Below are 26,557 nucleotides of genomic sequence, written 5' to 3' on the forward strand. Positions count from 1 at the left end.
ATAATGACGTTTCCTGTCGAACTTTATTTATTGAAGGATTTTCCCAGCCTTTACAAATGAATTCAAACAGGAGGATTATACGTGTATGGCTTTTACCATAAATAATCTCAAGGAAAACAGCAATGTTGTCATTAAAGAAACCCTCGGCGGGTTTAGCATACTCGAGTATATCGAGGATCTGAGCTGCACCACAATTGCGGACGCAGAATCCAATTATTTCATGAGCAGAAGCAATATGCGCAAAAAGCAGCTTATGATTGAGCTGAACAGCAATGAGATTATGATGAGTGCAGGAGCGATGCAGTATATCGCTGGCAGCATTGAAATGACCTCAGGTGTAAAAGGCGTAGGTGGATTGATGCGAAATCTGGTAGCCGGTGCCGTTACTGGAACAAGTGCAATTAAGCCTGTCTACAAAGGCACGGGTACCATTATGCTGGAGCCCACTTATAAATATTTATGGTTAATTAATGTCGATGATGATCACATTGTCGTCGAGGACGGCATGTTCTTGGCTTGTGAAACGACACTGACCGTATCCGTAAGCGCGCGAAAAAGCATCTCCTCTGCTGTACTTGGGAAAGAAGGTCTATTTAACTTGAGCGCCAAAGGGAAAGGCATCCTGGCCTTGGAAGCGCCTATTCCGTCTGAGGAAGCCGTCTTAGTTGAATTGAATAATGATGTGCTGAAGGTAGACGGTAACTTTGCACTTATGTGGTCGAATTCACTGGATTTCACCGTTGAAAAATCAGGCAAATCCATGCTTGGCTCAGCTGTTTCCGGCGAAGGGCTGGTCAATGTGTACAGAGGCAGCGGAATGGTCTGGCTGGCTCCGCTAATGGACTACAAAACCGTCCCTACCCCGGGTAGCGCTAAACGATGATGCGGAGAAACTAAAGAAGAATCAAAGCATGGCTTACTTCTGAGAACAAACTTCCAAAATAAAAAAAACCGGCAAACACTGGCTGAGGAGTGATCCTGCAGCCAGGCGAGTTGCCGGTTTTTTATGCTTTTCATTTTTTGGCAGATAGCCAGTCGGATAGGGCCCCTATTTCATCATCAGAAAGCTTGCCCTTGAAGTTCGGCATCGCTCCTTTTCCATTCGCCAGGATTGTCGCTATCTGGTCTTTGGATAATTTGGCCCCAACGTTTTGCAGCTTCGGTCCCACTCCACCTTCAAGGCTGTTGCCGTGACAGCTCATACAGTTTTGTTTATACAAGGCCTGTGCATCGACGGTTGAGGCTCCGCCGCCGGCAGCTGTGCCTCCTGGAGTAGCTGTTGGTGTATTCGTGCTGCTTTTCCCACATGCGGCAAGTGAGAAAACAAGCAGGATGATGACACATGCGATATACCTTTTCATCGATCTCTCTCCTTTAACTACACAATTTTAAGCTTAAAATGTCCTTTTCCTTTTGTTCTCATACATAGGAAATTTAGTCCAGAAAAACTACTTGCATAATGTGTGCAATGAATGCCCAATATAAGCAAAACATCCCATTACAAGGAGGACTGCAGATGGCAGAACAGCATACTAAGCAGCCGCCAGATGGTTCGCGGCGAAAGTTTTTAAAATATTCAGGAACTGCTATTGGGGGAGCTATAGTTGGAGGGGTGATCGGAGGTGCTTTCACCGGCGGTTTTCGCAAAAATCCAGCGGCTCCAGCACCTTCCGAGGTTCAGCCAGCAGCAGACTACAATCGGGCACCGATGTTTTTCAATCAAGCTCAGCTTCAGATGACAGAAGCAGCGGCCGAGCGTATTTTTCCGAAGGACGAGTTGGGCCCTGGAGCTACCGAACTAGGTGTTACCTTTTACATCGATCATCAAATGGCTAGCCCCTGGGGAATAAACTCCCGTGAGTATCGTTCAGGACCTTTCGTGAGAGGGGAAGTCACACAGGGAGATTACCAAAGCATTAGCCGCAATGAAGTATTCACCATGGGCTTGGAAGCGATGGAGGAAGCCAGTCAGAAGAAATATACCAAATCGTTTATCGATTTAACGGATGAAGAAAAGGATGCCATCTTAAAAGCGCTTGAAAGCGGTGAAATTATGGTCGTCAACGGAGTGACAGGTAAAACCTTCTTTAATTTGCTTCGCCGGCTAACGATTGAAGGAGTCTATAGTGATCCACTGTATGGGGGCAATAAGAATATGGAAGGCTGGAAAATGCGCAAATATCCTGGCAATCAAATGAGCTACACCGACATTATGGAAAAGGATCAGTTTGTCCTTATGGAGCCGCGCAGCCTGCGCGATCATTTTGCTCATTAATGAGGAACAAGGGGAACCCACCTAGGATCATTACAAAGGAAGTGAGGAAGTCGAATGGCTACCAAAATGCAGAAAGTACCCGTCGTGATTGTCGGAATGGGGTGGCTTGGTGGCATCATTGCCGCTGAATTAACCAAGCAGGGCATCAAGGTTGTGGGATTGGAACGGGGTAAGCCGCGGAGTACCAAAGACTATTACATGGTGCATGATGAACTCCGTTACGCCCAGCGGTATGATTTGATGCAGGATTTATCGAAGGACACCATAACGTTCCGCAATACGGAAAAAGTAGCCGCTGTACCTATGCGGGAATACGGCTCCTTCCTGATGGGCGAGGGTCTTGGCGGCGCAGGCATCCATTGGAATGGACAAACCTACCGCTTCCTGCCCTACGATTTCGAAATCTACAGTAAAACAGTAGAACGATACGGCAAAGAAAAAATACCAGCCGGAATGACCCTTCAAGACTGGGGCATCACCTATGATCAAATGGAGCCTTACTTTGATCAGTTCGAGAAAATGGCAGGAATATCAGGAGACCCGGATCAAAATCCGCTGGTCGGCAAGCGAACCAATCCTTTTCCTACGAAGCCGATGATTCGTACTCCAGTGATCAAGCTTTTTGAAGAAGCTTCTAAGCGCCTTGGCTACCATCCCTATATGATGCCATCTGGCAATCTTTCTGAACAGTATACGAATCCTGACGGTATTACCAGGGCGGCCTGTCAATACTGCGGCTTCTGCGAGCGGTTTGGCTGTGAATATGGAGCAAAAGCAGATCCTGTAGTGACCGTGTTACCCGTAGCTCAAAATTCCGGTAATTTTGAACTGCGAACTTACTCCAATGTGATTCAAATTCTTAATGACGGAAAGAAGGCAAGCGGCGTCGTCTATGTGAATACGGTGACGGGAGAACAATTCGAACAGCCCGCTGATGTAGTCGTAATGGCCAGTTACGTATTCAGCAATACCAAGCTGCTGCTTACCTCCAAATTGGGCAAGCCTTACGATCCAGTTTCCGGAACGGGTGTCATCGGCAAGAATTATGCCTATCAGACGAACGGGGGCGCGGCGACTGGTTTTTTTGATGATAAAGAATTTAACTTATATGCAGGAGCCGGATCGCTTGGCATGGAAGTTCCCGATTTCAACGGAGACAATTTCGATCATCGCAATCTGAATTTCATCCATGGGGCGGGAATTCGTATCTCCCAAACAGGACTGCGGCCGATTGCCACAAACTCTGTCCCGCAAGGAACGCCTTCTTGGGGCAAAGAATTCAAACAAAAGTCAATCAAATATGCGAATAGCATCCTGGCAGTCTCCCCGCAAGGCAGCAGCATGCCGTGGAAGCATCATTATATCGACTTGGATCCCACCTATAAAGATGCTTTCGGACTTCCTCTGATGCGGGTAACCTTTGACTTTGAGGAACAAGATCGTCAAATGATCAAATTCATTGCAGGGAAAGCTGCTGAGATTATGAAGGAAATGAAGCCCACCACGATGGGCTCAGCCGATCAACTCGGACCCTATAACATCGTCCCCTATCAATCCACTCACAATACCGGAGGGGTGATCATGGGAGCTGATCCTTCCACTTCGGCAGTCAATTCGTATATGCAAATGTGGGATGCTGAGAACGTGTTCGTAGTAGGCGCTTCAGCCTTCCCCCATAATGGCGGCTATAATCCGACGGGTACGGTTGGAGCCCTATCCTACCGTGCGGCAGAAGGAATCAGTAAATACTTGAAGCAAGGCGGCATGCTGGTGTGAGTTGGGCTTGAGTTGCTTGGATTGCTTGGGTTGCTTGAGTTGCTAATTTTTTACTAAGGGGGGATAAAGGATGAAGCAAGAAGACTGGATCTTTCATTTGACAGAAGTCAGGAAGCGGGTACTGATCGTAGCTGGCTGGTTTATTGCGACGGCATGTGTCGGATTGTATGTATCGCCCCATATCTTACGCTATATCAAAAACCAGCCTGCGGCAGGCGTAGTGGAGTGGAACGTATTCTCCTTCACGGATGGGCTGCTAATCTATATGAAATGTGCCTTCCTGTTCGCTCTGCTATTTACAGTGCCAGTTCTATTGTACCAGCTATGGGCATTCGTACGGCCGGGGCTTACCGAGGAAGAGGCGAAAAGCACCTTGCCTTATATACCGATAGCCTTTGCGCTTTTCTTGAGCGGGCTTTCGTTCAGCTACCTGGTTGTGTTCCCGATGATGCTTCGTTTCATGAAAAAAATGAATCACACCATCGGCGCGGTTGAAACGTATGGCATCGACCGCTACTTTTCATTTCTGTTCGATATCGTATTCCCGATGGCTGTCGCCTTCGAGCTGCCTGTGGTGCTGCTGTTCTTAACCAAGATTGGCCTGCTTACGCCTGAACGCTTAAAGATGACGCGGAAATACGCCTATGTCGGCCTAGCGGTGGTGGGCTCATGCATTTCACCGCCGGATATCCTGTCCCACCTGTCGGTCACCATCCCTTTGATCCTGCTTTTTGAAATTAGTGTTTTCTTCTCGGGCAAGCAGTGGCGCACTATGCAGGAAGCACGACCAACAGTTGAGTAGGTGAAACAAACAAATCCATCAAAAGAAAAGAGGTCATTCTCATGTTAAACAATATTGGTGTGTCCGGTTTAGTTTTGATTCTGGCGATTGCCTTGATCCTCTTCGGGCCTTCTAAGCTGCCACAGCTTGGCCGGGCGTTCGGAGATACCCTCCGTGAATTTCGTAATTCTACCCGCGGCATGGTAGAGGATAACGAGCAACCGGAGCAAGCTCCAACAAATGATGTAAAAAAACTACTGTAAGCTTGATCTTGATCCTGAGCTTAAGCTTGAGTTAACTTGCAAGATATGAAGATACGAGAAAAGTATGGAGCAAAGCATAGCGAAAGAAGACCAGAACTAGCTCTGGTCTTCTTTTAATCTCTAATTATTCATTAGGGCGAACTTCGCCACTGCATTGCAATAAAGCAGTGAAGCGGAATATCATCCGTATTGTCACATCATGAAATTTGTAAGGGAGTACATATATTCATTATAGTCACTATCCCCTTACCTCAGGAACCAGAAGTCTTCCGGTTGTTCCGTTTAAGCTTTGCTTGTTTGCGCCCTGCTGCTGAAAGAGGAAATGGGTGTGGGTGGAAAAGCGGCAGCGTCCGCATTTATCTTTAACAGCGGTTGGAACCCATATCCATTTCCTCCTCATGCACTATTTCACGAACAAGCTCCTCAAAGGAAACCACAAGACGTTGTTCTTTATTAATTACAATCAGCAACAAGTGGTCCAGCAAGCTCTTCCAGGAAGAACAGCTTACCAGGAAGTGTAGGCATATAAGAGGACGGAATCCAGCGGTCTGGACCGTATCTTAGTGTCATCCATAAGGAAAGACCCTGCCACTGCATACCTCTGCCGAAGATCCCGTCACAACCGCCGATAATGTAATCCGACTGCAAGAAAAGTCCCGGTCCAACAGTGTTGGCCGTGCATGGCACTAATGTGGTACGGCTTTTGAAGCTGGTTACGGCATTTTGTTCAATCGTCAGCGGGTGCAGATGAGCTCCGATCCGGTAAGGCTGGCTCTTCCACTCCTCATCCGTAGCATAATCCTCAGCAAATTGAGGCTCCCAGAAAGCGATATGACACATCCGGCCAATACCGAAAACAGTAATCAGCTTTCCGCCCTCAGCTTTAATTTTTTGGATCTTTTCAGGATACGTTGGCAGGTTGTCCTTAGTGGCAAAATTACGCTGCCCTTCCGGAACAGAAAGCTCCCCAAGCGGACCGTAGAAAGCGCCGCGCATAGCTTGTTGGAAGGATCCTGGATTATCGGCTGCAAGCGTATTGCCTTGATCGTCGCTCCATTCATCCATGTTGAAACCATGGACATGACTACAGCTTACGTTCCACTCACGAAGGAAGTAGACGGCCCATTTGTACATGCCCATCGGGCCGACAGGAAGAATCATCGCCAATTGGATGCCTTCATCGCGGGCTTTTTTGATTTCAAGAGCTATTTCATGACCTAACATGACATCGAAGTCATTTAGCTGTGTACATTTTACAGGCTGAAAATCCTTATTCCAAAAGCTTTGTCTTTCCAGAATAGCTTCCGGATCTTTCACACAATCATCAATTCTTTGCAAATCCCATCCGGCTGGATAGAAATTTTCCAAGAGTGTTCCTTTTTTCGTACTCATGAAATCCATAATCTATTCACACTCCTTGCTCTTATTTGCCTTTTATTGTGGGCCAAAATTAAGGAAGATAACGTTTCGTAGTCATTCTGTGCAAGCTTTGGCACATTCTAAAGCCCTCAGCATACTTAACACCTGATTGAAGGCCGCGGAAGCGGGAACAGCTTTTGACGAATTCAAGGAAATCAATGTCGTCATGCTCCTTAAGCCAAGCGATCTGGCTTTGATGAGCGTTCAGCATCTCCAGCTTAATATCCAGCGTATCCGTGATGTCTACATATTCAGTAGGCAAAAAGTTCACACCCGCCAGCGTGTCCATGTAGTAAATCGGCGCAATTTTGGCATATGCCGGAACGTCAGGAATCATATGGGGAACACTGGAGGAGAAGCTGGCATCGAACACCAATTTGCTGACCTCTTCATGATCGCTCATATAATCATCAGGATTGTGCGTGATAATAAAATCTGGTTTGGTTTCTCTAATCAGCGTGATCATCGCTTTTAACAAATCCTCGTTATCCGCACGTACATACAAATCAGGAACATCCAAATTCACAACCTTGGCCCCGATCAAGCGGCCTGAGGCTTGGGCCTCTTCAGCTCTGATTTGTTTCAACTCTTCAGGCTGGATAATGACATGTCCTTTGTTTCCGTTAGCGACATTGCACATAGTGACATTATGACCCAACTGGCTAAGCTTGGCAAGTGTTCCTCCACAGCCGATCTCCAAATCATCCGGATGGCAGCCAATGGCTAATACGTTCATTCTCGGGCACCCTCTCTTAGGCCTGTTTGGCCGCTCTGATTTCTTCCAATACTAGCTTCATAGATTCGATTCCATCTTCTAGCGTCGCATTTTCAATAGTTTGGTTATTGCTCAAACGATCCAGGAAATACTGAATTTCATTGATGTATCCACCCAAACTGGAAATATTGCCGCCTGTGTCGCCTGCTTGCTGCTCCAAATCAGATTTCAATTCGGGAACAAGAACCTCACCATCATTTTTGTAAATGGACAGACTTGGCGATTTAGCACTGGAGAACACTACTGTAGCTTCCTTGAACTTCACCCTGTACGCCATTTCAAAAGGAAAGCTGCCTGGATAATCCCAGCTCGCTTCCAACGATACAAGCTTGCCTGGATAGTGATACTGGCTAAAAATATGCTCGATCGTATTGCCGCGTTCTGCTGTCTGGCTCGTTATCTTGTCCGGTGAACCAAGCAGGTAACGCACAAAATCAACATCGTGAACATGTAAATCAAGCGCTACGGAACCACTGCGGTTGATATCATGCAGCCATTCATCCCAAGCCCAGCCCGGTCTAGGACTTACTCTCGTAAATACGCCTGTCAGCAGCTCACCATATGTTTGGTTGTCTACCAGTTCCTTCAAATACTGATACTCGGTCCAGAAACGCAGACACTGTCCAACCATCACCTGAACACCAGTTTCGCTCTGGGTCTTGAGCAGCTCTGCCGCTTCCTCTTCATTTAGACAAACGGGCTTTTCGACCAGCACATTAAGCCCTTTCTTCATAGCTTGCAAAGCGTGAGCGGTATGAAGATAAGTAGGCAGGCAAATATCGACCGTATCCACATCAGCGCTTTCGATTAAAGCTTCACCTGAAGCAAATACAGCTGCGCCAAATTTTGCAGCGAGCTCCTGCGCCCTTTTCAGATCAACATCAGCTACTGCAGTTACTTGAAAATCACTTTTCCCATTAAGAGCTTCATAGCACAGGGCATGGGTAGTACCCATAAACCCGGCTCCAATCAATCCGATTTTCACCATCGTCTATTCCTCATTTCCTTGTATAATACGATCCATCGAGCCCGATACGTTATAAATAATCTGATTTGGATAATGAGTGTAGCCAGGAATCATCTCAGCAATGACATAATCGGAATAACCGATCGAACGCAGCTGCTCCATCACTGCCGGATAGTTCACATCGCCTGCGAGCAAATCGACAAAGCCATGAAGTCCGCCTGCTTGACGTCTGTAATCCTTGAAGTGAACCTTTTTGATCCGCTTGCCAAGAATCTTGATCCAGTGCTCCGGATAACCATTCACAACAACGTTGCCCACATCAAAATAGGAGCCTACATATTCGCTATTCGTTTTATCGATAAAGTCCCGCATTTCAAGTGGGGAAAGCAGAAACTTGTTCCAAACATTCTCAAGTCCAATATTGACGCGATGAGCTTCAGCCACCTTGGACAATTTAGTTACCGCTTCCAATGCGTAGTCGTAAGCCGTATCATATTCAACAACTTCTGCACCAGGAATAAAATCCACACCTACTGCGCCGGGAATAACAAGAATCGTGTCCACACCCAGAATGGCTGCAAATTCAATTTGTTTAGTCGTGATGCTGATCGCTTTTTCACGAATTTTCGCATCAGAGCTTGTGAACGCATACTGCCAGTATAATCCGCTTGCCAAGCTGGACAGCTCTATCCCAATATCGTCTGCTGCTTTTTTGATCGCAACGATTTCACTTTCTTTACTATCCAGGCTTAATTCTCCGGTTTCTGCCAAAGCTAGCTCAATACCGTCAAAATTAGCTCTCTTCGCGAGTTCCATACATTGTAACACGGATAATTGAGGATTGAACGACCAAATATTAATTCCTTTTTTCACTTCGTAGTTCACCGCTTTCATGAATTCTGGATAATGATCGGCAGTTCAATGATTAATGATTTGCCAAACTTCATCTCTACAATTATACCTGTTCCACATGTCCCACTTCTTTACCAAAAAGAACGTTTTATTTGGCATTTTAACCGCTTCTGAGGGAAAGGGATAGTAATGATATGAAAAGCATCATGAAAGCACATGAAAATCTGTGATTACCTATGGGGAGAGCTGGGCCCAATGTTGTCAGGTTAACATGAAAGTTGATGTTTAACTTTCCCCAATCCGAAGCGGCCAAATGTAGGCGGAAAAACAACCACATTTCGCTTGCGCGAGCCGACGCGGCCAATTGTAGGTCGAAAAACAACCACATTGGGCTGGCTTAACCTGACAACATTGGGACAGGACCTTCTTCCTCCCAGATAACGATGTTTTTCATCGTTAAAGCAGGCATGTACCTCCAACTTGGCTATTTAGCGATGTTTTTCATCGTTATTGAAGCCATAAGTCTGCTTTTCGGCCAAGTTCTGAGCTTTTAACGATGTTTTTCATCGTTAAAGCAGGTATGTACCTGCAACTTGGTTATTTAGCGATGTTTTTCATCGTTATTGTAGCCATAAGCTTGTTTTTCGGCCGAGTTCTGGGCTTTATTGTGTGTTGAGGTTCGTGTTGAGGTTCATGTTAAGGTTTGTGTTAAGGTTTGTGTTAAGACGCATGTTAAGGTATATGCTGAGGGGGAAAAGTAAAAAAATCCCTTCACGGCTGACCTCACCCCCCAATTATATCCATAGAAACACAGGATTGGAATATCTTATTGTAAAAAAGAAGACTATCAGGAAAAAATCCTTTTTGTCTTCTTTTAGCTAAGCCTCGATTTGACTGACTTTGCGTATTCGGATGGGTACATATCGGTAGTTTTTTTGAAATGGCGGGAAAATATATGAATACTTCCGTAATTAAGAATCTTCGAAATTTCTGTTAGGTTGTAGGCTTCTTGTCTGATCAGCTCTTTGGCCCGCTCAATTTTCAAATCCTTGTAATATTTCATGATGCTCCCACCCTTTTTCTTTTTGAAAAGAGTGCTTACATTCGTCCTGCTCATATTTACATGCTTGCAAATCGCATCGAGCGTTAAATTCTGATCCAGATTCTGGTGCAGCAGCTCCGTCATCCGCAGCAGGATGTCATCCTCGCTCCGTTCCCTCGCGACTGAAGAGAGCCTGCTCTCGTATTCCAGCATGTCCGGCTTCTTCATAATATGGAGGAGCAGCAGCTCCAAATGAATTTTGATCAGCTGTTCGCTTCCAATGGGGGCGTCCTTCCGCTTCTGCAAAATATGCATATGCGGGTCGTCCAAAGGGGGAAGAAAGGTGAGCAGCGCCTGCTTCACGATCACGGATAAAATATTTCTTTCACTGTCCCCCAGGCTGAAAATTTTGTTCTCGAACTGCTTCATCGCTTTGGAATGGCATTCAAAGGACACCACTATCAGATTAGGGCCAATTTTCTTGTTCGCCCACACACTATGGAACTCGTTCGGCTTATGAAAAATAATGTCCCCCTGCTTCAGATTAAAGCCCTCCGTATTGCACATAACCTCTAATTCCCCTTTATCCACATAAAGGAACTCCCAGAAATCATGCTTCTCACCGGCGAACACAAAATCCTTGGCAAACTCAAAATAATGAAGGGACATAATGTTTGTAATGGAGATCTCTTCTTTGAGAGTCAGCTTTTTAAAAACCACGCTCAGGTCCCCCTCAAATCATCTACCCTTTCATTATAAACCTTTCTAACTGCTTTTCAAATCCCTCTTCTCTTCAAAACCCTTAAAAGCCTTAAAATTCTTAAAACCATTAAAATTCTTAAAATCCTCAAACTTCATGCTTCAAATTTCAAACTTTATGCTTCATTTTCATACCATGGATTAATATGTACAAGCACCTCATCCACGTCGGCATGTGCCCCCATAATTTTGCTTTTGATATCCCTTGCGGCGTCATGCCCCTCTTGTATCGTCATGGTCCCGGGCATCCCTACCCGCACATCAACCAGGATATAATGGCCATGCTCGCGGGCGCGCAGCCTGTCAATGCGCTTGACCTGCGGTACAGCGCGGATCAGCGCTGCGTATTGCTCCATATGCAAAGATCCCACGCTTTTCTCCATGAGGGTATCGAAGGATTCCTTCCCCATCTCGTAAGCAAGCTTCAGTACAAGAAATGACACCACAATCCCCGCGGCCGGATCACCATAGGACAAGTATGGCATATCATAGTGATCGCCCAGCAGTCCAAGGCCAATCCCTATAGATGCTGCAATTGAGGCGTATACGTCAGCCAAATGATCCTTCGCCGTTGCAATCAAGCCCTTGCTGTTGCTTTGCCGTCCGATACGGATCGTATATATGTATAGCGCCTGCTTCCAGATCAGCGATAAAATAGCTGCCAGAAAAGCAATAATATGCGCCTCCTCAGCCTCTTTAAATAGTGAGAGCACCGCATGGTAGCCCATATAGATTGCAGCGGCTCCAAGGATGATCGCGACGATAAAGGCCCCCAGCACCTCTGCCTTGCCATGTCCGTATGGATGCTCTTCATCCGCCGGCTTGGAGGATACACGCATTGAGCTGTAGGCTGTCGCTACAGCAATTACATCGCCAGCATTATGAATCCCGTCGGCAATTAGCACCTGGCTGCGAAAAACGAGGCCAACGGTGATCTTAATGGCGGTCAGCACGATATTGCTCGCGAGGCTGATCCAGATCGCCATCATGGATGCTGCCTTCTGCATAGCATCCACCTCCCTTCCTTTCTAGGATACCCCTTGAAAGGGGAAAAATCCCTCCCGTCAGCGAGCAGCCCCTGACGGAAGAGATCTGTTGAATCAAGCCTACTTCAGCATCGTTCCCATGCGCCGCGCCGCTTCCATGATAAGCGGCCCGTGCTCTTGCATCTTCTCCAGCGTCAGACGGTTCGCTGGACCCGAAACAGCAAGCGCGGCAACGAGCTTGCCGCCGCGCCCGAGAATCGGTGCGGCCAGCGCAGCCGCGCCGGGCTCGCGCTCTTCGACGCTGGTGGCGTAGCCCAAGCGTCTTGTTTCGCCGAGCTGCTGCAGGAACGCTTCGCGGCTAAGCCCCGGCGGCCAGTCGGCCGAGGCGTGGAGCAGCTCCTGCACAGCAGGCTCGGCAAAGGCGACGAGCACCTTGCTCGAGGCGCCGACGTACAGCGGCATTCGCGCCCCCACAGGGGCAACGCGGCGAATGGGCTGGTTGCTCTGTACGGCTTGGATGCGCACGCGCTCCAGGCCGTCCTGGACGTACAGCGAGATCGTCTCGCCGATCTGATCTCGCAGATGTTCCATGTCAGCAAGCAGAATCTGCCCGGGGTCATCGCTCTGGGAAAGATTGGCTGACAGCTCCCAGAGACGGTAGCCGAGGCGATACTTCTCCGTACCGGCATCCCGCATGACGAAGCCTTTGCCTTCGAGCGAAGCCAGCAGCCGGTGAACCGTACTTTTGTGAAGTCCAACGCGGCCGGAAAGCTCCGTCAAGGTTAAATCCGAGGCATCGGTAAAGCAAAGCAAAATATCCAAAGCACGCTCTACAGAGCGGACAGTTAGTTTGGAATCGTCCATAGCTGGCACCCGCCTTCATTGGTTTCACTATATGAAACCGAGTATCTTTATTATACTGGAAACCAAGCCCAGTCGTAAAGATGCCCGATATCCTTTTTCAATATTACAGAACCATTACAGGATTTTAACAATTCCGTACGGTCATTGACTTGTAAGCGGATTCAACATAATATTTATAACAAGAGGATTTTAAATATCAGTTACATATCAGTATGTGATAGCGTGAATGGTTTCATCTGATATTTCTTGGCAAACGCATACGTCCTTAACTAGAGGGTAACACTGCTTGTCATTGTCTGAAAATTTTGATAATTATCAACTCATTTCAGGATTCCCCTTCATTCACTTACTCAGCTATTGGCAAGTCTCATCATAGGAGGGAACCCCATATGTCATCCACATCCTTATCGCCGCATCCCCTTAATCCCGCGCCGCTCGAGCAGACGGCAGTACGCGTACTAGGACGTAGAAAGAAACTGTTAATAACCATTACAAGCTCCGTTGTTTTATTCTGCACAAGCTTGCTGCTGGCCTTTCATGCTTATATAGCCTGGACACTGGCACGGCCGCATATTGACCCGCTTCATTCCAATCCCACCTTGGCGGTAGGCCTTCCTTTCGAGGATATCACCTTTCCAAGCCGCAATGAGACCAGTCATTTGAACGGATGGTTCATCCCTGGCAACTCGAACAAAACGGTAATTTTCTCTCACGGCTATGGCGGCAATCGGGAAGAGCTTTGGGTACCGATCTACAAGCTGGCCCAGGAGCTTCATAAACAAAGCTACAATGTCCTTATGTTCGATTATGGATATGTACAGCCCGGCAATCAAAGAATCGTAACCGGCGGCGTGCAAGAATCCAAAGAGCTTCTTGGAGCGCTGGATTTCATTAAAAAGAAAATTGAAGGTCCCGTATACATCTGGGGTTTCTCGATGGGAGCAGGAACAGCCCTGCAGGCAGCATTACAGGATTCCACGGAAATTGCCGGCATGATTCTGGACAGCACCTTTCTCCTTAATCCCGATACCCTTTACCATAATATGAAACAGCACGTGAACGTCCCGAAATCCCCTTCCTTACAGCTTGTCCGCTTATTTTTCCCAATTCTTAATGGCGTCAGCCTGACGGAAATTCCTTATCAGAAGGTCACGGATTCCGACTACAACCTGCCTATCTATTTCATTCACGGCACGGATGATTTCAAAGCTCCCTACGAAATGACCGAAAACATTTACAGCAAGCAAATCCTTAACCCGCGTACCAAGTTGTGGATTTTGCCAGCCGCTCAGCATGAGCTGATTTACCACGCAGAACCACAGCTTTATATAGAAAGCACCATGAAGTTTCTCGATGATTTATCTCATCCGTTCACTTACGGCCCGCTTATGGCTGAACAGACGTTCTGAACTCTCTAACTAACTTTGGTATTCCCTCCTCCCTATATAATCGCCCCTTTATGTTTACCGGGGGCGGTATTTTTTTATTCATACATCTTCCAACTCCCCATTACACTGCACATCATCATAACCGTCAACCTCTTCTCATATATGTAGAAAGACATGATTTTTTTGGGGGAGGAATTTGTAATCATGCTAATGGTCTATGGAGAATTAATGCCGTTAAGACTGTTGGAGGAAATTCGATTTTGGAAAACCCAGGAAAAGGAGCACACTGTAGTCATCCGCACCCTGGTCCCCACGCTGGAGCCTCAGTATGTGAAGACGCTGAAAGAGTGGGAAATTATCTTTGAAAAAACAGAAATGGCGGCCCAGCAATGGATCGAATGGGCCTTGCGCACACAAAAGCCCGCTGACGCCTATCTGCAGCAGCAGTTGCATGTACTCTTGCAATCCTCTAGAGCTCAATCGGAGGATTTCATTAAGCAGCTTCTGGACATGGAACAAAACAGCAAGCCCATTCAATCCAACCCCACCGTTAAGACGGTGGTCGAACATATCATCCGGGAATCCGAATACTTCCTGGGAGTTCTTCAGGCACTCAGTGGTTCTACCCCCACTGTTCCTGGCTATGGAGTTCAGGGTTATGCAACTGAGCCAGCAATTGTTCCCGCACCAGACTTGGCTGTCAGGGATACAAGAAATGATGCTGATGCTGTAGCCACAGTATCCAACTTCATCAACTTGAATGCCACTGGCGAATCGAGCTGGTCCGAGATTGCCTACGAGACTTCAGCTGCCATGCAGGAGCCTCCAGCACGCAACCCTGTCCCTATAGGAGGACACAAGCTGCCGCCTCTTCCCTACCCTTATGAAGCGTTAGAACCGCATATTGATGCGGCTACTATGAAGCTTCATCATGACAAGCATCATCAAAGCTATGTGGATGGGCTTAATAAAGCTGAGAAAATGCTGGAGAAGGCACGTATTAACGGAGATTATGAGCTTATTAAGCACTGGGAAAGAGAGCTAGCCTTTCATGGAGCGGGGCATTATCTGCATACCATATTTTGGAATATAATGAGTCCTGCAGGAGGAGGTCCTGCAGTTGGGCCGATTGAACGTGAGATCCGCCATTCATTCGGCAATTTCGAACGCTTTAAGCAGCAATTTTCTGCCGCAGCAGATAAAGTAGAGGGCGGGGGTTGGACCATTCTCGTATGGAGCCCACGCAGCCACAGGCTTGAAATTCTTCAAGCTGAGAAGCATCAGAATCTTTCACAGTGGGATGTCGTCCCCCTTCTGGTACTGGACGTGTGGGAGCATGCTTATTACTTGAAATATAAAAATGAAAGGGCCAAATACATAGAAGCCTGGTGGAAAGTCGTTAACTGGAAACATGTGAATGAACGGTTCGAGGCCGCTAAACACTTGATGTGGACTCCCTACTAATTTCAACTTTCAACGAAAATTGGGCGTACGAATAGCCCTTTTTTTGTTGCTCTATTTCATCTAATCCATCTCGTAAATAGATCCGGATTTGCTGGCAAAGAGCTCCGCATATACCTTCTCTGCGTAAGCATCGGTCATGCCCGAAATATAGTCCGCAATAAATCGCGGCCAGCTCCAGTGGTGCTTATGGCGCTCGTAGCTGTCCAGCCAATCCGGCGGGATAATCCACTGCCCTTTGTCCGGTTCAATGAAGCTGTTCCACAAGCTCTGCACGATAATTTCGCTGCGCTTTTGCAGACGCAGGACACGGAAATCCTTGATCAAGGTCACCCACGCCAACTTTTTCAAAATTTCCATCGTTCTCAGCAGGTCCCAATCTTCAACGCCGTCTATGACCAGCGTCACCTTTTTCCAATTCTTTCCGGGATCATCAACAATGCCAAGACTATTGGCAAAACGGCTTACCCAGCGAGCCTTCATCTCTCTGCGGGTTCTCGATTCTTCCCGGTGGCATTCAACAAAAATCCGCTCCCACTGCTCCAGGTAATCAGCCATAACCTTGCGCACCATAGCCTCGATATCCACTTGTTCCCAACCGAACCGGTGATTGTTAGGGTCATTAATAATTTCCAGCACCAGATGGCGAATCATCCTTTGATTTTCGAAAAAGGTCGCGTTCATCTGAATTTTACCCGCCCGTATTCCATCTTCAATGTCATGCGTAGAATAAGCAATGTCGTCGCATAAATCCATTAACTGAGCTTCGAGAGTAGGGCAGCCTGCCGGCATTTGCCACATAGTGCGCAGCATTTGAATGCTTTCCCACTCCGAGGCATACACCCCTTTAAGCCTGCCTTCTTCCTCTAACAGGTACGGGTATTTGTTAATGCCCAGCAGCACAGCCGCCGTTAAATCAAGTCCACTCTCACTGCCGGCTCTTTTCTCCAGAAACATCAGAATGCGGAAATTCTGGGCGTTGCCTTCATATTTGAGCCCATATTCACTCCACAGAATGTTGTTAAGCACTTCCTCACCCTTATGACCAAAAGGAGGATGTCCAAAATCGTGGGCTAACGCCGCACATTCCACCACTGTAGGGTCAATCACCAAGCCTGGGTGCTCCGCTTGCTGCAAGGATGGCATGGTCCTGCCAAACCGCTTGGCTACTTCTCTTGCAATTTGGGCTACCTCCAGGGAGTGGGTAAGTCTTGTCCGGTAATAATCTCCGGTACCTGCACCGAACACTTGGGATTTCCCTTGAAGACGGCGAAATGCCGGAGATTGGATCAGCCGCGCATAATCTTTTTCAAACTCATCCCGGTCTTCGCCAACCTTCGAAGAAGCAGCTTCGCCAGGCCGTATTTTTCTTAGATCCACTGCTTGATCGCCTCCACCAAATGCTCTTTCTTATTTTTATTCTTCTTAGATAACGCTTATTGCTTGAGTAAAGACAGGAATTCCGAACGCAAGGTCGCATCCGAACGGAAGGAGCCGCGTACTGCAGATGTGATCGTTTTGCTGCCGTATTTCTTGACGCCGCGGGAACACATACATAAATGCTCACCCTCAACAACGACCATAACACCATGCGGATGCAGCACTTCATCCAAAATATCGGCAATCTCCGAAGTAATCCGTTCCTGTACTTGAAGCTTACGGGTTATAGCATCAACGAGACGGGCGAATTTGCTGAGCCCCGCTATTTTCCCGCTTGGCAGATAACCCACATGGACCTTGCCGAAAAAAGGTGCCATATGATGCTCACATTGGCTGTAATACACTATATCTTTAATGATGACCAATTCTTCATGGCTTTCATCAAAAGTAACACCCAGCACTTCTCTTGGATCGGTTGCATAACCTGAGAAAATCTCCTCATACATGCGGGTAACCCGGGCAGGTGTTTCCAATAAGCCCTCGCGGCCTGCATCCTCACCGATCAATTTCAATATTTCTTTCACATGGTATTCAATTTGCTCACGATTCTCATTCACAGATGTGTTAGTATATTCCTTAGACGCCATCGTCTTCTCCACCTCTCTCAATCTTCGATGCAAAACTGTAAAAGCTTAATATTCACACGCATTGCCGTACTGTTCTTATGACTTTTAGCGAGCAAAAGCCCACCTTCCAGCAGGGAAACGATCGGCATAGCCAGATCACCAGGCTGCATACCGTGCAGCTTAAGCTGGCCACTGCGGCAGCCCTCGGCCAAGCAGGCATGTACGCTCTCTTCCAGCTCCTTGAAAAAGCGGCTGATCGGCCGCCTGAGCTCCTCGCGATGATCGCTCAGCTCAATAGCTAAATTACCAAAAAAACAACCTTTGCGGCAGCCATGCTCCTCACAAAATTCAAGCATTTTCTCAAAAAAGCGCAGTATCCTTTGTTTGGGTGTCAGCTCCCGATTTTCCAGGCTGAGCTCCAGAAACTTCTCCCGCATTTGGCGGATTTTCCGTTCAATGACCTGGATCCCGAGCTCTTCTTTACTTTTGAAATGATAATAAAAATTACTTTTGCATACGCCACTGCTTGTCAATATATCTTCCAGTCCAGTTGCTTGAAAGCCGTTATCATGAAACAAATCCATCGCAGCCACAACGATCTTTTCCTTGTTGCTTGTCATGAACGTTCACCTCTAGGTAGTACTGGTCTGTTCTAACCAGTTTTCTGACTATTTGAAGCATAGAGGGCGAAACGGCGATTGCCTGTTCCGCCCTGCCTTTGCCTTATTTCCATTTTTGATTTTTCATCATATTCTGCACTTTATTCATCTGCTGCTTATTCATGTTATAGCCCATTTGTTTAGCCATTTTTTGCAGCATTTCCGGGTTGCTTTGCATTGCTTCCATTTGCCTTTTCAAATAATAGATCCCAATAAAAAAGCCCCCCGCCAAGCCGGCGATTAAGGTAATAATCGGGATAATATAATCCCACATCACTAACTCCCCCTGTATTTGCATAAATAGTAATGACAAGCTTTTCCCATCATAGCATTTTCGGCATTCTGATTACAAATCGGTGAGCCACAAACTAGACAAATTCTAGAGTAATTCTAAAGTAATACTAGACTAATTTTAGACTAACACCTGCTCGATGAAAACGGTGGTCAGCTTAGCTAAATCCATCTCTTTCACTTCCAGCTCCTTAATATTCGCATCCTGCCTCACAATCCTGACGATAGGACGCCCCGGCAGCCCCCGATGCTGTCCCACAACTACGCCTGTTTCTTTAGTAGATAAACGGACCGATGTGCCCGTAGGATACACAGAAATCGTCTTTAAGAAATGAGTCAGCACTTCATGATCCAGCTTCGTTCCCGAGAGCGCCATCAAATGCTCGCATGCCTCATGCGGAAGCATTCTCCTTCCCTGGGACAGATCGAAAAGCAGATTATCGTAGACGTTCGCAACAGCAACAATTTTGGCATACAGATGAATTTGCTCCCCTGTAAGCTTGCGCGGCAGCCCCTCTCCATCTACATGCTCATGATGCTGGAAAGCGACGTGGGCAATAAGCAGGCTGTATTCGCGTTTGTTCTTGATCACATCAAAGCCGCGCCAAGTGTGATGCCGTCTTAAATCTTCTGAACCGTCGTCACAGGAATACTCTATCTTTCCGATATCATGCAGCAGCCCGCCGATCGCCAATTCCTTAAGCTGACCAGGGGACAAGCCCATTTCAATCCCGACCAAAACAGACATCATACATACATTAGTAGCATGTACATACATTTCGTTGTCCTTGGTACGAATGTCGGATAGCTGGATGAGCACATCTTTATTTTTCATAACCTCTTCCAGCAGTTGATCAATGCTGATGCTGAACGACCTTGAATTGATTTCTTTGCCGGAGCGGATCGAATCGAACGTCTCGCCCATGCGCTTCATTACCAGTTGCTTTGTTTCTTCGGAAATAACGTCCAATATTTCTACATCTGCCAAATTTGGATCCTTGATGTACAGCATGGTTACCCCAATACGTCTAAGCGTGTTGATCATAAATACGGTAAGCTGAACATCCTTGGAAAGAAGAATTGCGCCACTGCTTGCGAATATGGTTTTGCCCAAATGCTCCCCTGGCTCTACGGAATCCACGTGTATGTATTTCATACCTCTCACTCCATAACCGATATAATTGATGTTAAGACAACGCCCAGCCCTCCAGCTTCAGAAGAGCCGATTTAATATCCAGGCCGCCGCCGTACCCGACCATTTCACCGCTTGCTCCTATTACTCTATGGCAAGGGATAATAATCGAGATCGGATTGCGGTTATTCGCTCCCCCTACAGCTCTAACTGCTTTAGGTGAGCCAATAGCCTGGGCTATATCTTTATAGGAAACCGTCGCACCGTAAGAAATTCCAGTGAGTGCGTGCCATACACGCTTTTGAAATTCCGTCCCATACAAATCATATTCCACTTCAAAATTGCGCCTGCTGCCCTGAAAATATTGCTCCAGCTGCTCCCGGATAGAGGAAAGCGCCTTCTCATTGCGCTCGATCCGGTGCTCTCCGATCCAGCGGTCTGCAAAGCGCTCCAGCTTCTCTCTGCGCTCCTCATATCCGCCAAACTCAACTGTGCAAAGCCCCCGTTCAGTTGTTGCAAGCAAAAGAGGGCCGATCGGCGAAGCCATCTCATCATAATAAATGATTGCAGCCGTTTGTGTCATACAGCCCCGCCTCCCTCTGCATCTAATTGTCCGTTCGCCTTCTCCAGTTCCTCTTGCACGAGTGGATCCAGTTCGCTCTGCAAAGCGCCATGCAGCGCTTCCTTGGCGTCCTGACCACCGATCCGTCCGAGTGCCCACGCAGCAGTGGCGCGGATAACAGGACGCGGATCCTCTCGCAGCAGCTCGGATATAACCGGCACTGCCGTGCGGTCCTTAAAATTACCCAAAGCAATAATGGCATTGCGCTGAATCGGCTTCTTCCCTCTCCATGAAGCTGCGATCTGGCCATACCTCTCTTTGAACTCCTTATTGCTGAGCTGCAGCAGTGGAATCAGGAGCGGCTTCACCTTCTCCGGATCAGGCTGAAGCTCAGGCTGATGGGTCCAATTCTTCCCTTTATTTTTCGGACAGACTACCTGACAAGTATCGCAGCCGTAAAGCCGATTGCCGATTTTGCGCATGTATTCGTCTTTAACAAACTCTTTGGTCTGTGTGACGAATGAAATGCATGCGCTGGAGTTCAACTGCCCCGGGCCTACTAATGCTCCTGTAGGACAAGCATCGATGCAAATCGTACAGTCCCCGCACTGATCCATAATAGATGTATCGGAAGGAAACGGTATATTTGTTATCATTTCTCCAAGATAAACCCAGGAGCCCCACTCCGGAGTAATGACTGCACAGTTTTTCCCGCTCCAGCCGATTCCCGAACGCTCAGCGACCGCCCGGTCTACCAGCACGCCTGTGTCCACCATGCTTTCCATTCTTGCGTCTGCAACTCGCTCAGCAATAAAGCCTTCGAGCTTAGCAAGCCTGTCCCGCAGCACATGATGATAATCAGCGCCCCATGAAGAGCGTGATATGATTCCACGATAAGCTCCTGGCTCGGAACGTGGAGGATTGCTAAGCTTGGAAGGATACGCGATGGCAATGGACACGATCGATTGTGGAGCCTTGAAGCTAAGCTCAGGATTCACTCGCTTCTCAATATCCGGCTCCTCGAAACCTGATTCATAGCCTTTGGCACGATGCTCAAGCAGAATATGCCTTAGCTCTGTGAAAGGCTCCGCCGATGTAAAGCCCACTTTATCTATACCTAAGGATGGAGCGGCTTCAACGATTTCACGCTTCAACCATGTCCAATCGTTTTGGGTTCCATACGCTACAGTCAAAGCCACTCACATCACCTCAAATTCTTTGTTTGTCCCACAACTCGTAATAGCGTAAAACCAGCTCATCCTGAAACGGCGGCTTGCCTTCATTCACCCGTTCCAGCAGCGATTCCAGGCCCTGCTTCACCTTGTTCTCGGTCTCTGCTGAATACCGGTATCCCGTCCGATGGCGTTCATATTCCTCCTGGTCCACAACATGTATGGAGCCATCGGGCGATTTGATCACATCAAGATCATAATCGATATAGGTGATAGTATCCCCCGCAACATAAGGCGGTGAAGCCACATTGCAATAATATCTGACACCGTTGTCTTCAATCAAAGCAACTATATTGAACCACATCTTCGGTATAAAAAAGGATACCCCGGGAGTGCGGCTTGTCCATTCCTTGCCATCCGACTCCACAACCCTTGTCTGATTGTTAATCATCACCCGCATGGCTTCAGCCTGATGATCAGGATGAAGCAGATGCCCTGGAACCTGCCAATTCTCCAGCCACATCCGATGGAGGTGTCCGTCATGCTTGAAGCTTTTAATAATGAAAGGCTCAAAAGATTCCATATGCAAGACACCCCAGTCCCCTTCGGTTTTTGACTCGTAGTAATAGAAAAGCATATCACTTCAACAATTGCAATTGCAATTATTGGAACGATATGCTTCAAATTTATACTCATGTAAGCATCTGGACTAGCTGCTTATCTTTTTAACAATACTTAAACGGTGCGCCGCTCTGGAGAAATCTGATTGCCGGTAGCCTGCGGATTCATAGACCGGAAGCATAATCTCGTTATGAACATCGACGGTTACCATGATTTTATTTACCTTTCGCTGCAGGAAGCGCTGCTTCATTCCTTCAATCATGGCCTTCCCAATGCCTTTACGCTGATGCTCTTTGGCAACTGCAATACGATAGTAGTAACCGTTGTTGTTATCAATCGTTCCGATAATGATCCCAACGATTTGCTCATCTTCCTCTGCAATAAGCACCAACTCAGTGTCCCAGGACAGCTGTCTGGCAAATGCTGTGATTGTGTCTTCGTAACAGGGTTCCGATAATACATCCTGCAATAGTCTCGTTACCGATGGTGTATCCCCAAGCTGAAATGAACGAACGTGCATAGAGTTCTCTCCCATTAAGCTTATTTTTGTAAAATATCAGCAATTGTATGTGTACACGCAAGCTGATATTTCTAGGACAAACGCCCCGTCTCTTCCAACGGAATAGCCGTTTTCCTATGTTAATGTTATAAATACGACAAAAGTAGGCGATTTCCTGCAAAAAGGGTGAAAAAACTCACAAAAAGTCGAGATACATACGTTTTCCTCGTGAAAGCGCTTGATAGGAAGCGTTTTCAAGTTAATATAAGGATTTATTACCATTTTTATATGATTTACTTGTAAATTCTCACAATAGTTAAAGTAATAACTAAAATGTATACAAAACGTAAACGTTCCTAATACTACTACACGTGCTACAGGCCGCATTTCTAAATACATGGGTTTCTGACTTAGTATACATAAATGTTGATTTATTATGGGAAATGGGCCATAATGGGAAGTGTTAAACTAACTTTAGGAGGGATTTTATTCATGGCACACCAACTACCATCATTACCTTATCCGAACAATGCACTTGAACCTCATATTGACGAGACTACTATGATGATTCACCATGATCGTCATCACAATGCTTATGTAACTAACCTGAATGCAGCACTGGATAAGCACCCTGAGCTTCATGACAAATCCTTAAACGATCTGCTTAGCGATTTGAATAGTCTTCCTGAAGATATCCGTACAGCAGTTCGCAACAACGGTGGCGGACATGCCAACCACACTTTCTTCTGGGAAACAATCGCTCCTAACGCTGGTGGCGCACCTACAGGAGCTCTTGCAGCTGCTATTGAAAGCGAGCTTGGCGGTTTTGATAAATTCAAAGAAACTTTCGCAGCAGCTGGCGCTACCCGTTTCGGTTCTGGCTGGGCATGGCTTGTTGCAACTAAAGAAGGCAAGCTGAAAGTATACAGTCTTCCTAACCAAGACAGCCCGATCTCCGAAGGAGATACACCTTTGCTTGGCTTAGACGTATGGGAGCATGCTTACTACCTTAAATACCAAAACAAACGTCCAGACTATATCGCAGCTTTCTGGAACGTAGTTAACTGGGATGCAGTTGGCAAGCTTTACGACGCTGCTAAGTAATAAACGCGCTTTTGATAAAAGACGACCTTCGGGTCGTCTTTTTTGACATATAAGAGTAAGCGTGATACTTCGGCACTTTGTAGCTGAGAGGGAAGGAAAGCAATGGAATGTGGAGAGGATGAGCGTTTGTAGCCACCTAGTAGCAGCCCGCCCTCCGCCGAAAATGAGCGTGTGCTTGATTTAACGATGTTTTTCATCGTTAAAGTAAATTTTTCCAGGCCAATCATCACTTTAATGATGATTTTCATCGTTAAAAGAGGTCGGATAGCCTGTCTGAAGGCTAACAAGGGATTTTAACGATGTTTTTTATCATTAAAGTTAGGGTGTGGAGCCGACCTTATGCTTTTAACGATGAAAATCATCGTTATAGTTGCGGATCCTGCCCAGCGGTGTGTTCTTCAGTCCCAGCAGCTGGACCCGTGGGGAAATCTACTCGAATCAAGAGAAAAAAACTTGCTGGCTGTCTAGCTAAAGAGAGGGAATGGCTGTGGGCGGAAGAGCGGTAGCGTCCGCCTTTAAAGATTTGTTCCTACCTCCTCATCATTGAAGGGAACAAATCTTTAACAGAGGCTGGAGCCCACAGCCATTCCCTCCGCAACGCTCCCACGTCACGAACACGCTCATCAAAAGGACGCCTCAAAGGACTGTTGACAAAAGCCAATTTTACAAAAAATGACTTTTAGATACCCAGTGTTTATGCGGGTTCTCAAACATCAATTTCGTCAAAAAGATAATTTGTCAACAGTCCCTCAAAGCGTTTTTCTCATGAAGTCAGTTTTGCGTCCATCCTCCTGAAGAAAAATGCGGCTCCTCATAAAGCAGGTTTGCAGGGTGATCTGTGTTATATTGTGGCCACCGTTTACTTTGCCTGCCCGTTCCCAGGTCTAGCTTAATTAGGCATATTCATACATGTCTAAATGCCTATTTGTGAATTTATCATACATATTTATAATTATACTAAGGAAATTATGTCGACATCCTTTGATAATCGAGTATTTTCCTTTTTTTCCAGAAATAAGTATGTGAGAAATAATGAATGGAATAAGGCTGGTGTAATTACAGATGCGCATTCTCCCCACTCTGCTTTGTCAATCCGGGATGCGGCTTGGAAAAACCATATTTACTGATAAAGGACAAGTCCTTGTAGGTGTTCATGTATCCTTGACAGACAATATGATTCGCAAGCTAAGCCAAATGGGCATCCAGCATTTATATATTGACGACCCAAGAACCGATGATATTCATATCGTAGATCCTATTCAAGAAGAAACCCGCCTGCTGTTAAGTTCCTCTTTGAGCAAGGTTTTTGAGAAATTCGGTGCCACCGCTGGAATCTCCTCGGCTGCTCCAGACAGCTTCTCTACGATGAGCAAGTTTTTCGTGGAAGGGATGTCACGGGTTATTGACGATTTGCAGACCCTCAACAATGACCATGTTATGGTGAGCACTTTGAATCAGGTCCTCCCAAGCAGCATGGAGCAGCATTTTACTCAGAAAGCCCTTAACATGTGTATCCACGCCACCAAGCTCGCTATGGCAGAAGGAAGCTTCAATAGAGAAGAACTAATGAATATAGGGCTAAGTGCCCTGCTGTACGACGTTGGCAGTGTGCATCTGCCTCTCCAGCTTTTGCAAAAAGCAGACCATTTGACACAAAATGAATATCTGGAAATTAAAAAGCATCCCGAATACGGCTTTCAATTACTGAAAAATGAAGCAGGCATCCCCGAGGTGGCCGCACTGTGCGCACTGCAGCATCACGAGCGAATCAATGGCAGCGGATATCCTTATGGACTTACCAAAGACGAGATTCATCCGTACGCCCGCTGGATCGGAATGTTGGATTCCTACGATGCTTTGATACATCCGCGCTCTTACCGTCAGGCGTTGCCCCCCAATCTAGCACTCGAAGCACTTTACGCAGGTGCTGGAACATTGTACGATATAGATATGGTCAGGCTGTTCCGTAATCATGTAGCCATATTTCCTATCGGCTTAAGCGTTTCTCTAAGCTCCGGAGACAAGGGAGTCGTATCGCAGTTAAATTTCAAAAGCATGCAGCGTCCTGTGATCCGGGTATTAAAGAACGCATCAGGCGAAGATCTGAAGGAACCCTATGAGATTGACTTATCCCGCAAGCTGAACATTGTAATAACTAAAATCGGGGAACAGACGATGGTCTGATAATGTAAGAAAAGAAGGTGTACTCTTTGAATATGATCGTCCAAATGCTGCAGCAAGTTCCTATTTTCCAAGGCTTATCGGAGGAAGAGCTGCTTGCCCTTGCGCCACTATTTACGGAAAAAAAATGCAAGAAAGGGAGTATTTTGTTTCTGGAGGGAGATCCGGGCGATGCTTTCTATTTAATTAAAACCGGCGTCGTCAAAATATATCGCATCGACGACTCCAAGGAAATTATATTAGCCTTGTTCCGTGATGGTGATTTTTTCGGGGAGATGTCACTTATTCATGAGGGACTCACCAGATCTGCTACTGTTGAAACGCTGGAAGCCACCACCTTATTTCTGATGAAGCGCTCCGTGTTTGCCCAGTTTATGGAAGGGAGCCCCAAGCTCTGTCTTAAACTTCTGGAAGCGACGATGCAGCGGCTGCGCAAAGCGAACGAACAGATCTATGATCTTACCTTCCTCGGTGTACGCTCCCGGATCTTGAAGATTGTAACCAGGCTCTCCGATCAATATGGCGTAGCTACCGCGGAAGGAATCCTTATAGATGTGAAGCTGACGCATCAGCAGATTGCCAACATGGTCGGCACTGTGCGGGAATCGGTTACCAAGGTTCTGCTGGAGCTGCAGGAAGAAGATATTATAGAAGTCCGGCAGAAACGCATCATTCTTAAGAACCCGGAATCTCTTCAAAATGAAATGAAATGAGATAAAATA

General features: G+C 46.7%; 28 protein-coding genes. 11 read left to right on the top strand and 17 right to left on the bottom strand.

Translation table 11 applies throughout. The annotated features are described in order from the left end of the window. The first annotated feature begins 85 nt into the window (after positions 1 to 85). On the top strand, positions 86 to 883 hold the full coding sequence (locus J2Z66_RS18990; protein WP_209973238.1) for an AIM24 family protein: 798 nt from the start codon (positions 86 to 88) through the stop codon (positions 881 to 883). A gap of 130 nt (positions 884 to 1,013) precedes the next feature. On the opposite strand, the gene J2Z66_RS18995 is transcribed toward J2Z66_RS18990, so the two are convergent. Continuing rightward, positions 1,014 to 1,361, bottom strand: coding sequence for a c-type cytochrome (locus J2Z66_RS18995; RefSeq protein ID WP_209973240.1), 348 nt, complete (start codon positions 1,359 to 1,361; stop codon positions 1,014 to 1,016). Positions 1,362 to 1,516: 155 nt separating this feature from the next. Here J2Z66_RS18995 and J2Z66_RS19000 point away from each other — a divergent pair, with 155 nt between their 5' ends. The 4 genes from J2Z66_RS19000 (at position 1,517) to J2Z66_RS19015 (ending at position 5,095) form a co-directional block, all read left to right on the top strand. Then, on the top strand, positions 1,517 to 2,275 hold the full coding sequence (locus J2Z66_RS19000) for a gluconate 2-dehydrogenase subunit 3 family protein (RefSeq protein ID WP_209973242.1): 759 nt from the start codon (positions 1,517 to 1,519) through the stop codon (positions 2,273 to 2,275). Between the two features lie 54 nt (positions 2,276 to 2,329). Beyond that, a complete protein-coding gene (locus tag J2Z66_RS19005) occupies positions 2,330 to 4,051 on the top strand; it encodes a GMC family oxidoreductase (protein ID WP_209973255.1) in 1,722 nt (573 codons plus the stop codon). A 70-nt stretch (positions 4,052 to 4,121) separates the two neighbouring features. Then, positions 4,122 to 4,853, top strand: a complete 732-nt coding sequence (gene tatC / locus J2Z66_RS19010; protein ID WP_209973257.1) for a twin-arginine translocase subunit TatC — start codon at positions 4,122 to 4,124, stop codon at positions 4,851 to 4,853. Positions 4,854 to 4,894: 41 nt separating this feature from the next. After that, positions 4,895 to 5,095 (top strand): twin-arginine translocase TatA/TatE family subunit, encoded by a 201-nt coding sequence (locus J2Z66_RS19015; RefSeq protein WP_209973259.1) that lies wholly within the window; start codon positions 4,895 to 4,897, stop codon positions 5,093 to 5,095. A 453-nt stretch (positions 5,096 to 5,548) separates the two neighbouring features. On the opposite strand, the gene J2Z66_RS19020 is transcribed toward J2Z66_RS19015, so the two are convergent. From J2Z66_RS19020 to J2Z66_RS19050, 7 genes are all read right to left on the bottom strand, one after another. Continuing rightward, the gene (locus J2Z66_RS19020; RefSeq protein ID WP_209973261.1) at positions 5,549 to 6,496 is read right to left on the bottom strand and encodes a sugar phosphate isomerase family; all 948 of its coding nucleotides are present in this window, start codon (positions 6,494 to 6,496) and stop codon (positions 5,549 to 5,551) included. A 49-nt stretch (positions 6,497 to 6,545) separates the two neighbouring features. Next, on the bottom strand, positions 6,546 to 7,250 hold the full coding sequence (locus J2Z66_RS19025) for a PIG-L deacetylase family protein (protein WP_209973263.1): 705 nt from the start codon (positions 7,248 to 7,250) through the stop codon (positions 6,546 to 6,548). A gap of 16 nt (positions 7,251 to 7,266) precedes the next feature. Continuing rightward, complete coding sequence (locus J2Z66_RS19030; RefSeq protein WP_209973265.1) at positions 7,267 to 8,277, bottom strand: Gfo/Idh/MocA family protein; 1,011 nt, start codon at positions 8,275 to 8,277, stop codon at positions 7,267 to 7,269. Between the two features lie 3 nt (positions 8,278 to 8,280). After that, positions 8,281 to 9,129: a sugar phosphate isomerase/epimerase family protein gene (locus J2Z66_RS19035; protein WP_209973267.1), complete on the bottom strand. Its 849-nt coding sequence runs from the start codon at positions 9,127 to 9,129 to the stop codon at positions 8,281 to 8,283. Between the two features lie 853 nt (positions 9,130 to 9,982). Then, positions 9,983 to 10,870, bottom strand: coding sequence for a helix-turn-helix domain-containing protein (locus J2Z66_RS19040; RefSeq protein WP_209973269.1), 888 nt, complete (start codon positions 10,868 to 10,870; stop codon positions 9,983 to 9,985). Between the two features lie 155 nt (positions 10,871 to 11,025). Further along, positions 11,026 to 11,916: a cation diffusion facilitator family transporter gene (locus J2Z66_RS19045; protein WP_209973271.1), complete on the bottom strand. Its 891-nt coding sequence runs from the start codon at positions 11,914 to 11,916 to the stop codon at positions 11,026 to 11,028. A gap of 99 nt (positions 11,917 to 12,015) precedes the next feature. Further along, complete coding sequence (locus tag J2Z66_RS19050; RefSeq protein WP_209973273.1) at positions 12,016 to 12,759, bottom strand: IclR family transcriptional regulator; 744 nt, start codon at positions 12,757 to 12,759, stop codon at positions 12,016 to 12,018. A gap of 389 nt (positions 12,760 to 13,148) precedes the next feature. On the opposite strand from J2Z66_RS19050, the gene J2Z66_RS19055 reads away from it, so the two are divergent. Both J2Z66_RS19055 and J2Z66_RS19060 read left to right on the top strand, forming a co-directional pair. Continuing rightward, positions 13,149 to 14,168 carry an alpha/beta hydrolase gene (locus J2Z66_RS19055; protein ID WP_209973275.1) on the top strand — a complete coding sequence of 340 codons (1,020 nt, stop codon included), beginning with the start codon at positions 13,149 to 13,151 and terminating at the stop codon, positions 14,166 to 14,168. A 183-nt stretch (positions 14,169 to 14,351) separates the two neighbouring features. Further along, the gene (locus J2Z66_RS19060) at positions 14,352 to 15,611 is read left to right on the top strand and encodes a Fe-Mn family superoxide dismutase (RefSeq protein WP_209973277.1); all 1,260 of its coding nucleotides are present in this window, start codon (positions 14,352 to 14,354) and stop codon (positions 15,609 to 15,611) included. A gap of 60 nt (positions 15,612 to 15,671) precedes the next feature. On the opposite strand, the gene J2Z66_RS19065 is transcribed toward J2Z66_RS19060, so the two are convergent. From J2Z66_RS19065 to J2Z66_RS19105, 9 genes are all read right to left on the bottom strand, one after another. Then, positions 15,672 to 16,988 (bottom strand): deoxyguanosinetriphosphate triphosphohydrolase family protein, encoded by a 1,317-nt coding sequence (locus J2Z66_RS19065; RefSeq protein WP_209973279.1) that lies wholly within the window; start codon positions 16,986 to 16,988, stop codon positions 15,672 to 15,674. Positions 16,989 to 17,044: 56 nt separating this feature from the next. Continuing rightward, positions 17,045 to 17,635 carry a GTP cyclohydrolase I FolE gene (gene folE / locus J2Z66_RS19070; RefSeq protein WP_209973281.1) on the bottom strand — a complete coding sequence of 197 codons (591 nt, stop codon included), beginning with the start codon at positions 17,633 to 17,635 and terminating at the stop codon, positions 17,045 to 17,047. A gap of 17 nt (positions 17,636 to 17,652) precedes the next feature. Continuing rightward, the gene (locus tag J2Z66_RS19075) at positions 17,653 to 18,234 is read right to left on the bottom strand and encodes a TetR/AcrR family transcriptional regulator (RefSeq protein ID WP_209973283.1); all 582 of its coding nucleotides are present in this window, start codon (positions 18,232 to 18,234) and stop codon (positions 17,653 to 17,655) included. A 103-nt stretch (positions 18,235 to 18,337) separates the two neighbouring features. Continuing rightward, positions 18,338 to 18,547: a YneF family protein gene (locus tag J2Z66_RS19080; RefSeq protein ID WP_209973285.1), complete on the bottom strand. Its 210-nt coding sequence runs from the start codon at positions 18,545 to 18,547 to the stop codon at positions 18,338 to 18,340. A 138-nt stretch (positions 18,548 to 18,685) separates the two neighbouring features. Then, positions 18,686 to 19,720, bottom strand: coding sequence for an HD-GYP domain-containing protein (locus J2Z66_RS19085; protein WP_209973287.1), 1,035 nt, complete (start codon positions 19,718 to 19,720; stop codon positions 18,686 to 18,688). Between the two features lie 31 nt (positions 19,721 to 19,751). Continuing rightward, the gene (locus J2Z66_RS19090) at positions 19,752 to 20,279 is read right to left on the bottom strand and encodes a methylated-DNA--[protein]-cysteine S-methyltransferase (RefSeq protein WP_245375667.1); all 528 of its coding nucleotides are present in this window, start codon (positions 20,277 to 20,279) and stop codon (positions 19,752 to 19,754) included. After that, positions 20,276 to 21,457, bottom strand: a complete 1,182-nt coding sequence (queG, locus tag J2Z66_RS19095) for a tRNA epoxyqueuosine(34) reductase QueG (RefSeq protein WP_209973289.1) — start codon at positions 21,455 to 21,457, stop codon at positions 20,276 to 20,278. Before queG ends, J2Z66_RS19090 begins: the two co-directional genes overlap by 4 nt. Before the next feature lie 10 nt (positions 21,458 to 21,467). After that, a complete protein-coding gene (locus J2Z66_RS19100) occupies positions 21,468 to 22,013 on the bottom strand; it encodes a DUF402 domain-containing protein (protein WP_209973291.1) in 546 nt (181 codons plus the stop codon). A 126-nt stretch (positions 22,014 to 22,139) separates the two neighbouring features. Further along, positions 22,140 to 22,571: a GNAT family N-acetyltransferase gene (locus J2Z66_RS19105; RefSeq protein ID WP_209973295.1), complete on the bottom strand. Its 432-nt coding sequence runs from the start codon at positions 22,569 to 22,571 to the stop codon at positions 22,140 to 22,142. Positions 22,572 to 23,042: 471 nt separating this feature from the next. Between J2Z66_RS19105 and J2Z66_RS19110 the strand changes: the two genes are divergently transcribed. From J2Z66_RS19110 to J2Z66_RS19120, 4 genes are all read left to right on the top strand, one after another. Next, complete coding sequence (locus J2Z66_RS19110) at positions 23,043 to 23,654, top strand: superoxide dismutase (RefSeq protein WP_209973297.1); 612 nt, start codon at positions 23,043 to 23,045, stop codon at positions 23,652 to 23,654. Between the two features lie 339 nt (positions 23,655 to 23,993). After that, entirely contained in the window at positions 23,994 to 24,122 is a 129-nt protein-coding gene (locus J2Z66_RS43465) for a hypothetical protein (protein ID WP_281068861.1), read from the top strand. Between the two features lie 594 nt (positions 24,123 to 24,716). Next, the gene (locus tag J2Z66_RS19115; RefSeq protein WP_209973299.1) at positions 24,717 to 25,838 is read left to right on the top strand and encodes an HD-GYP domain-containing protein; all 1,122 of its coding nucleotides are present in this window, start codon (positions 24,717 to 24,719) and stop codon (positions 25,836 to 25,838) included. Positions 25,839 to 25,870: 32 nt separating this feature from the next. Beyond that, positions 25,871 to 26,548, top strand: a complete 678-nt coding sequence (locus J2Z66_RS19120) for a Crp/Fnr family transcriptional regulator (RefSeq protein WP_245375682.1) — start codon at positions 25,871 to 25,873, stop codon at positions 26,546 to 26,548. The last annotated feature ends 9 nt before the right edge of the window (positions 26,549 to 26,557 follow it).

The organism is Paenibacillus eucommiae, from assembly GCF_017874215.1.
Taxonomy (GTDB): Bacteria; Bacillota; Bacilli; order Paenibacillales; family NBRC-103111; genus Paenibacillus_AI; species Paenibacillus_AI eucommiae.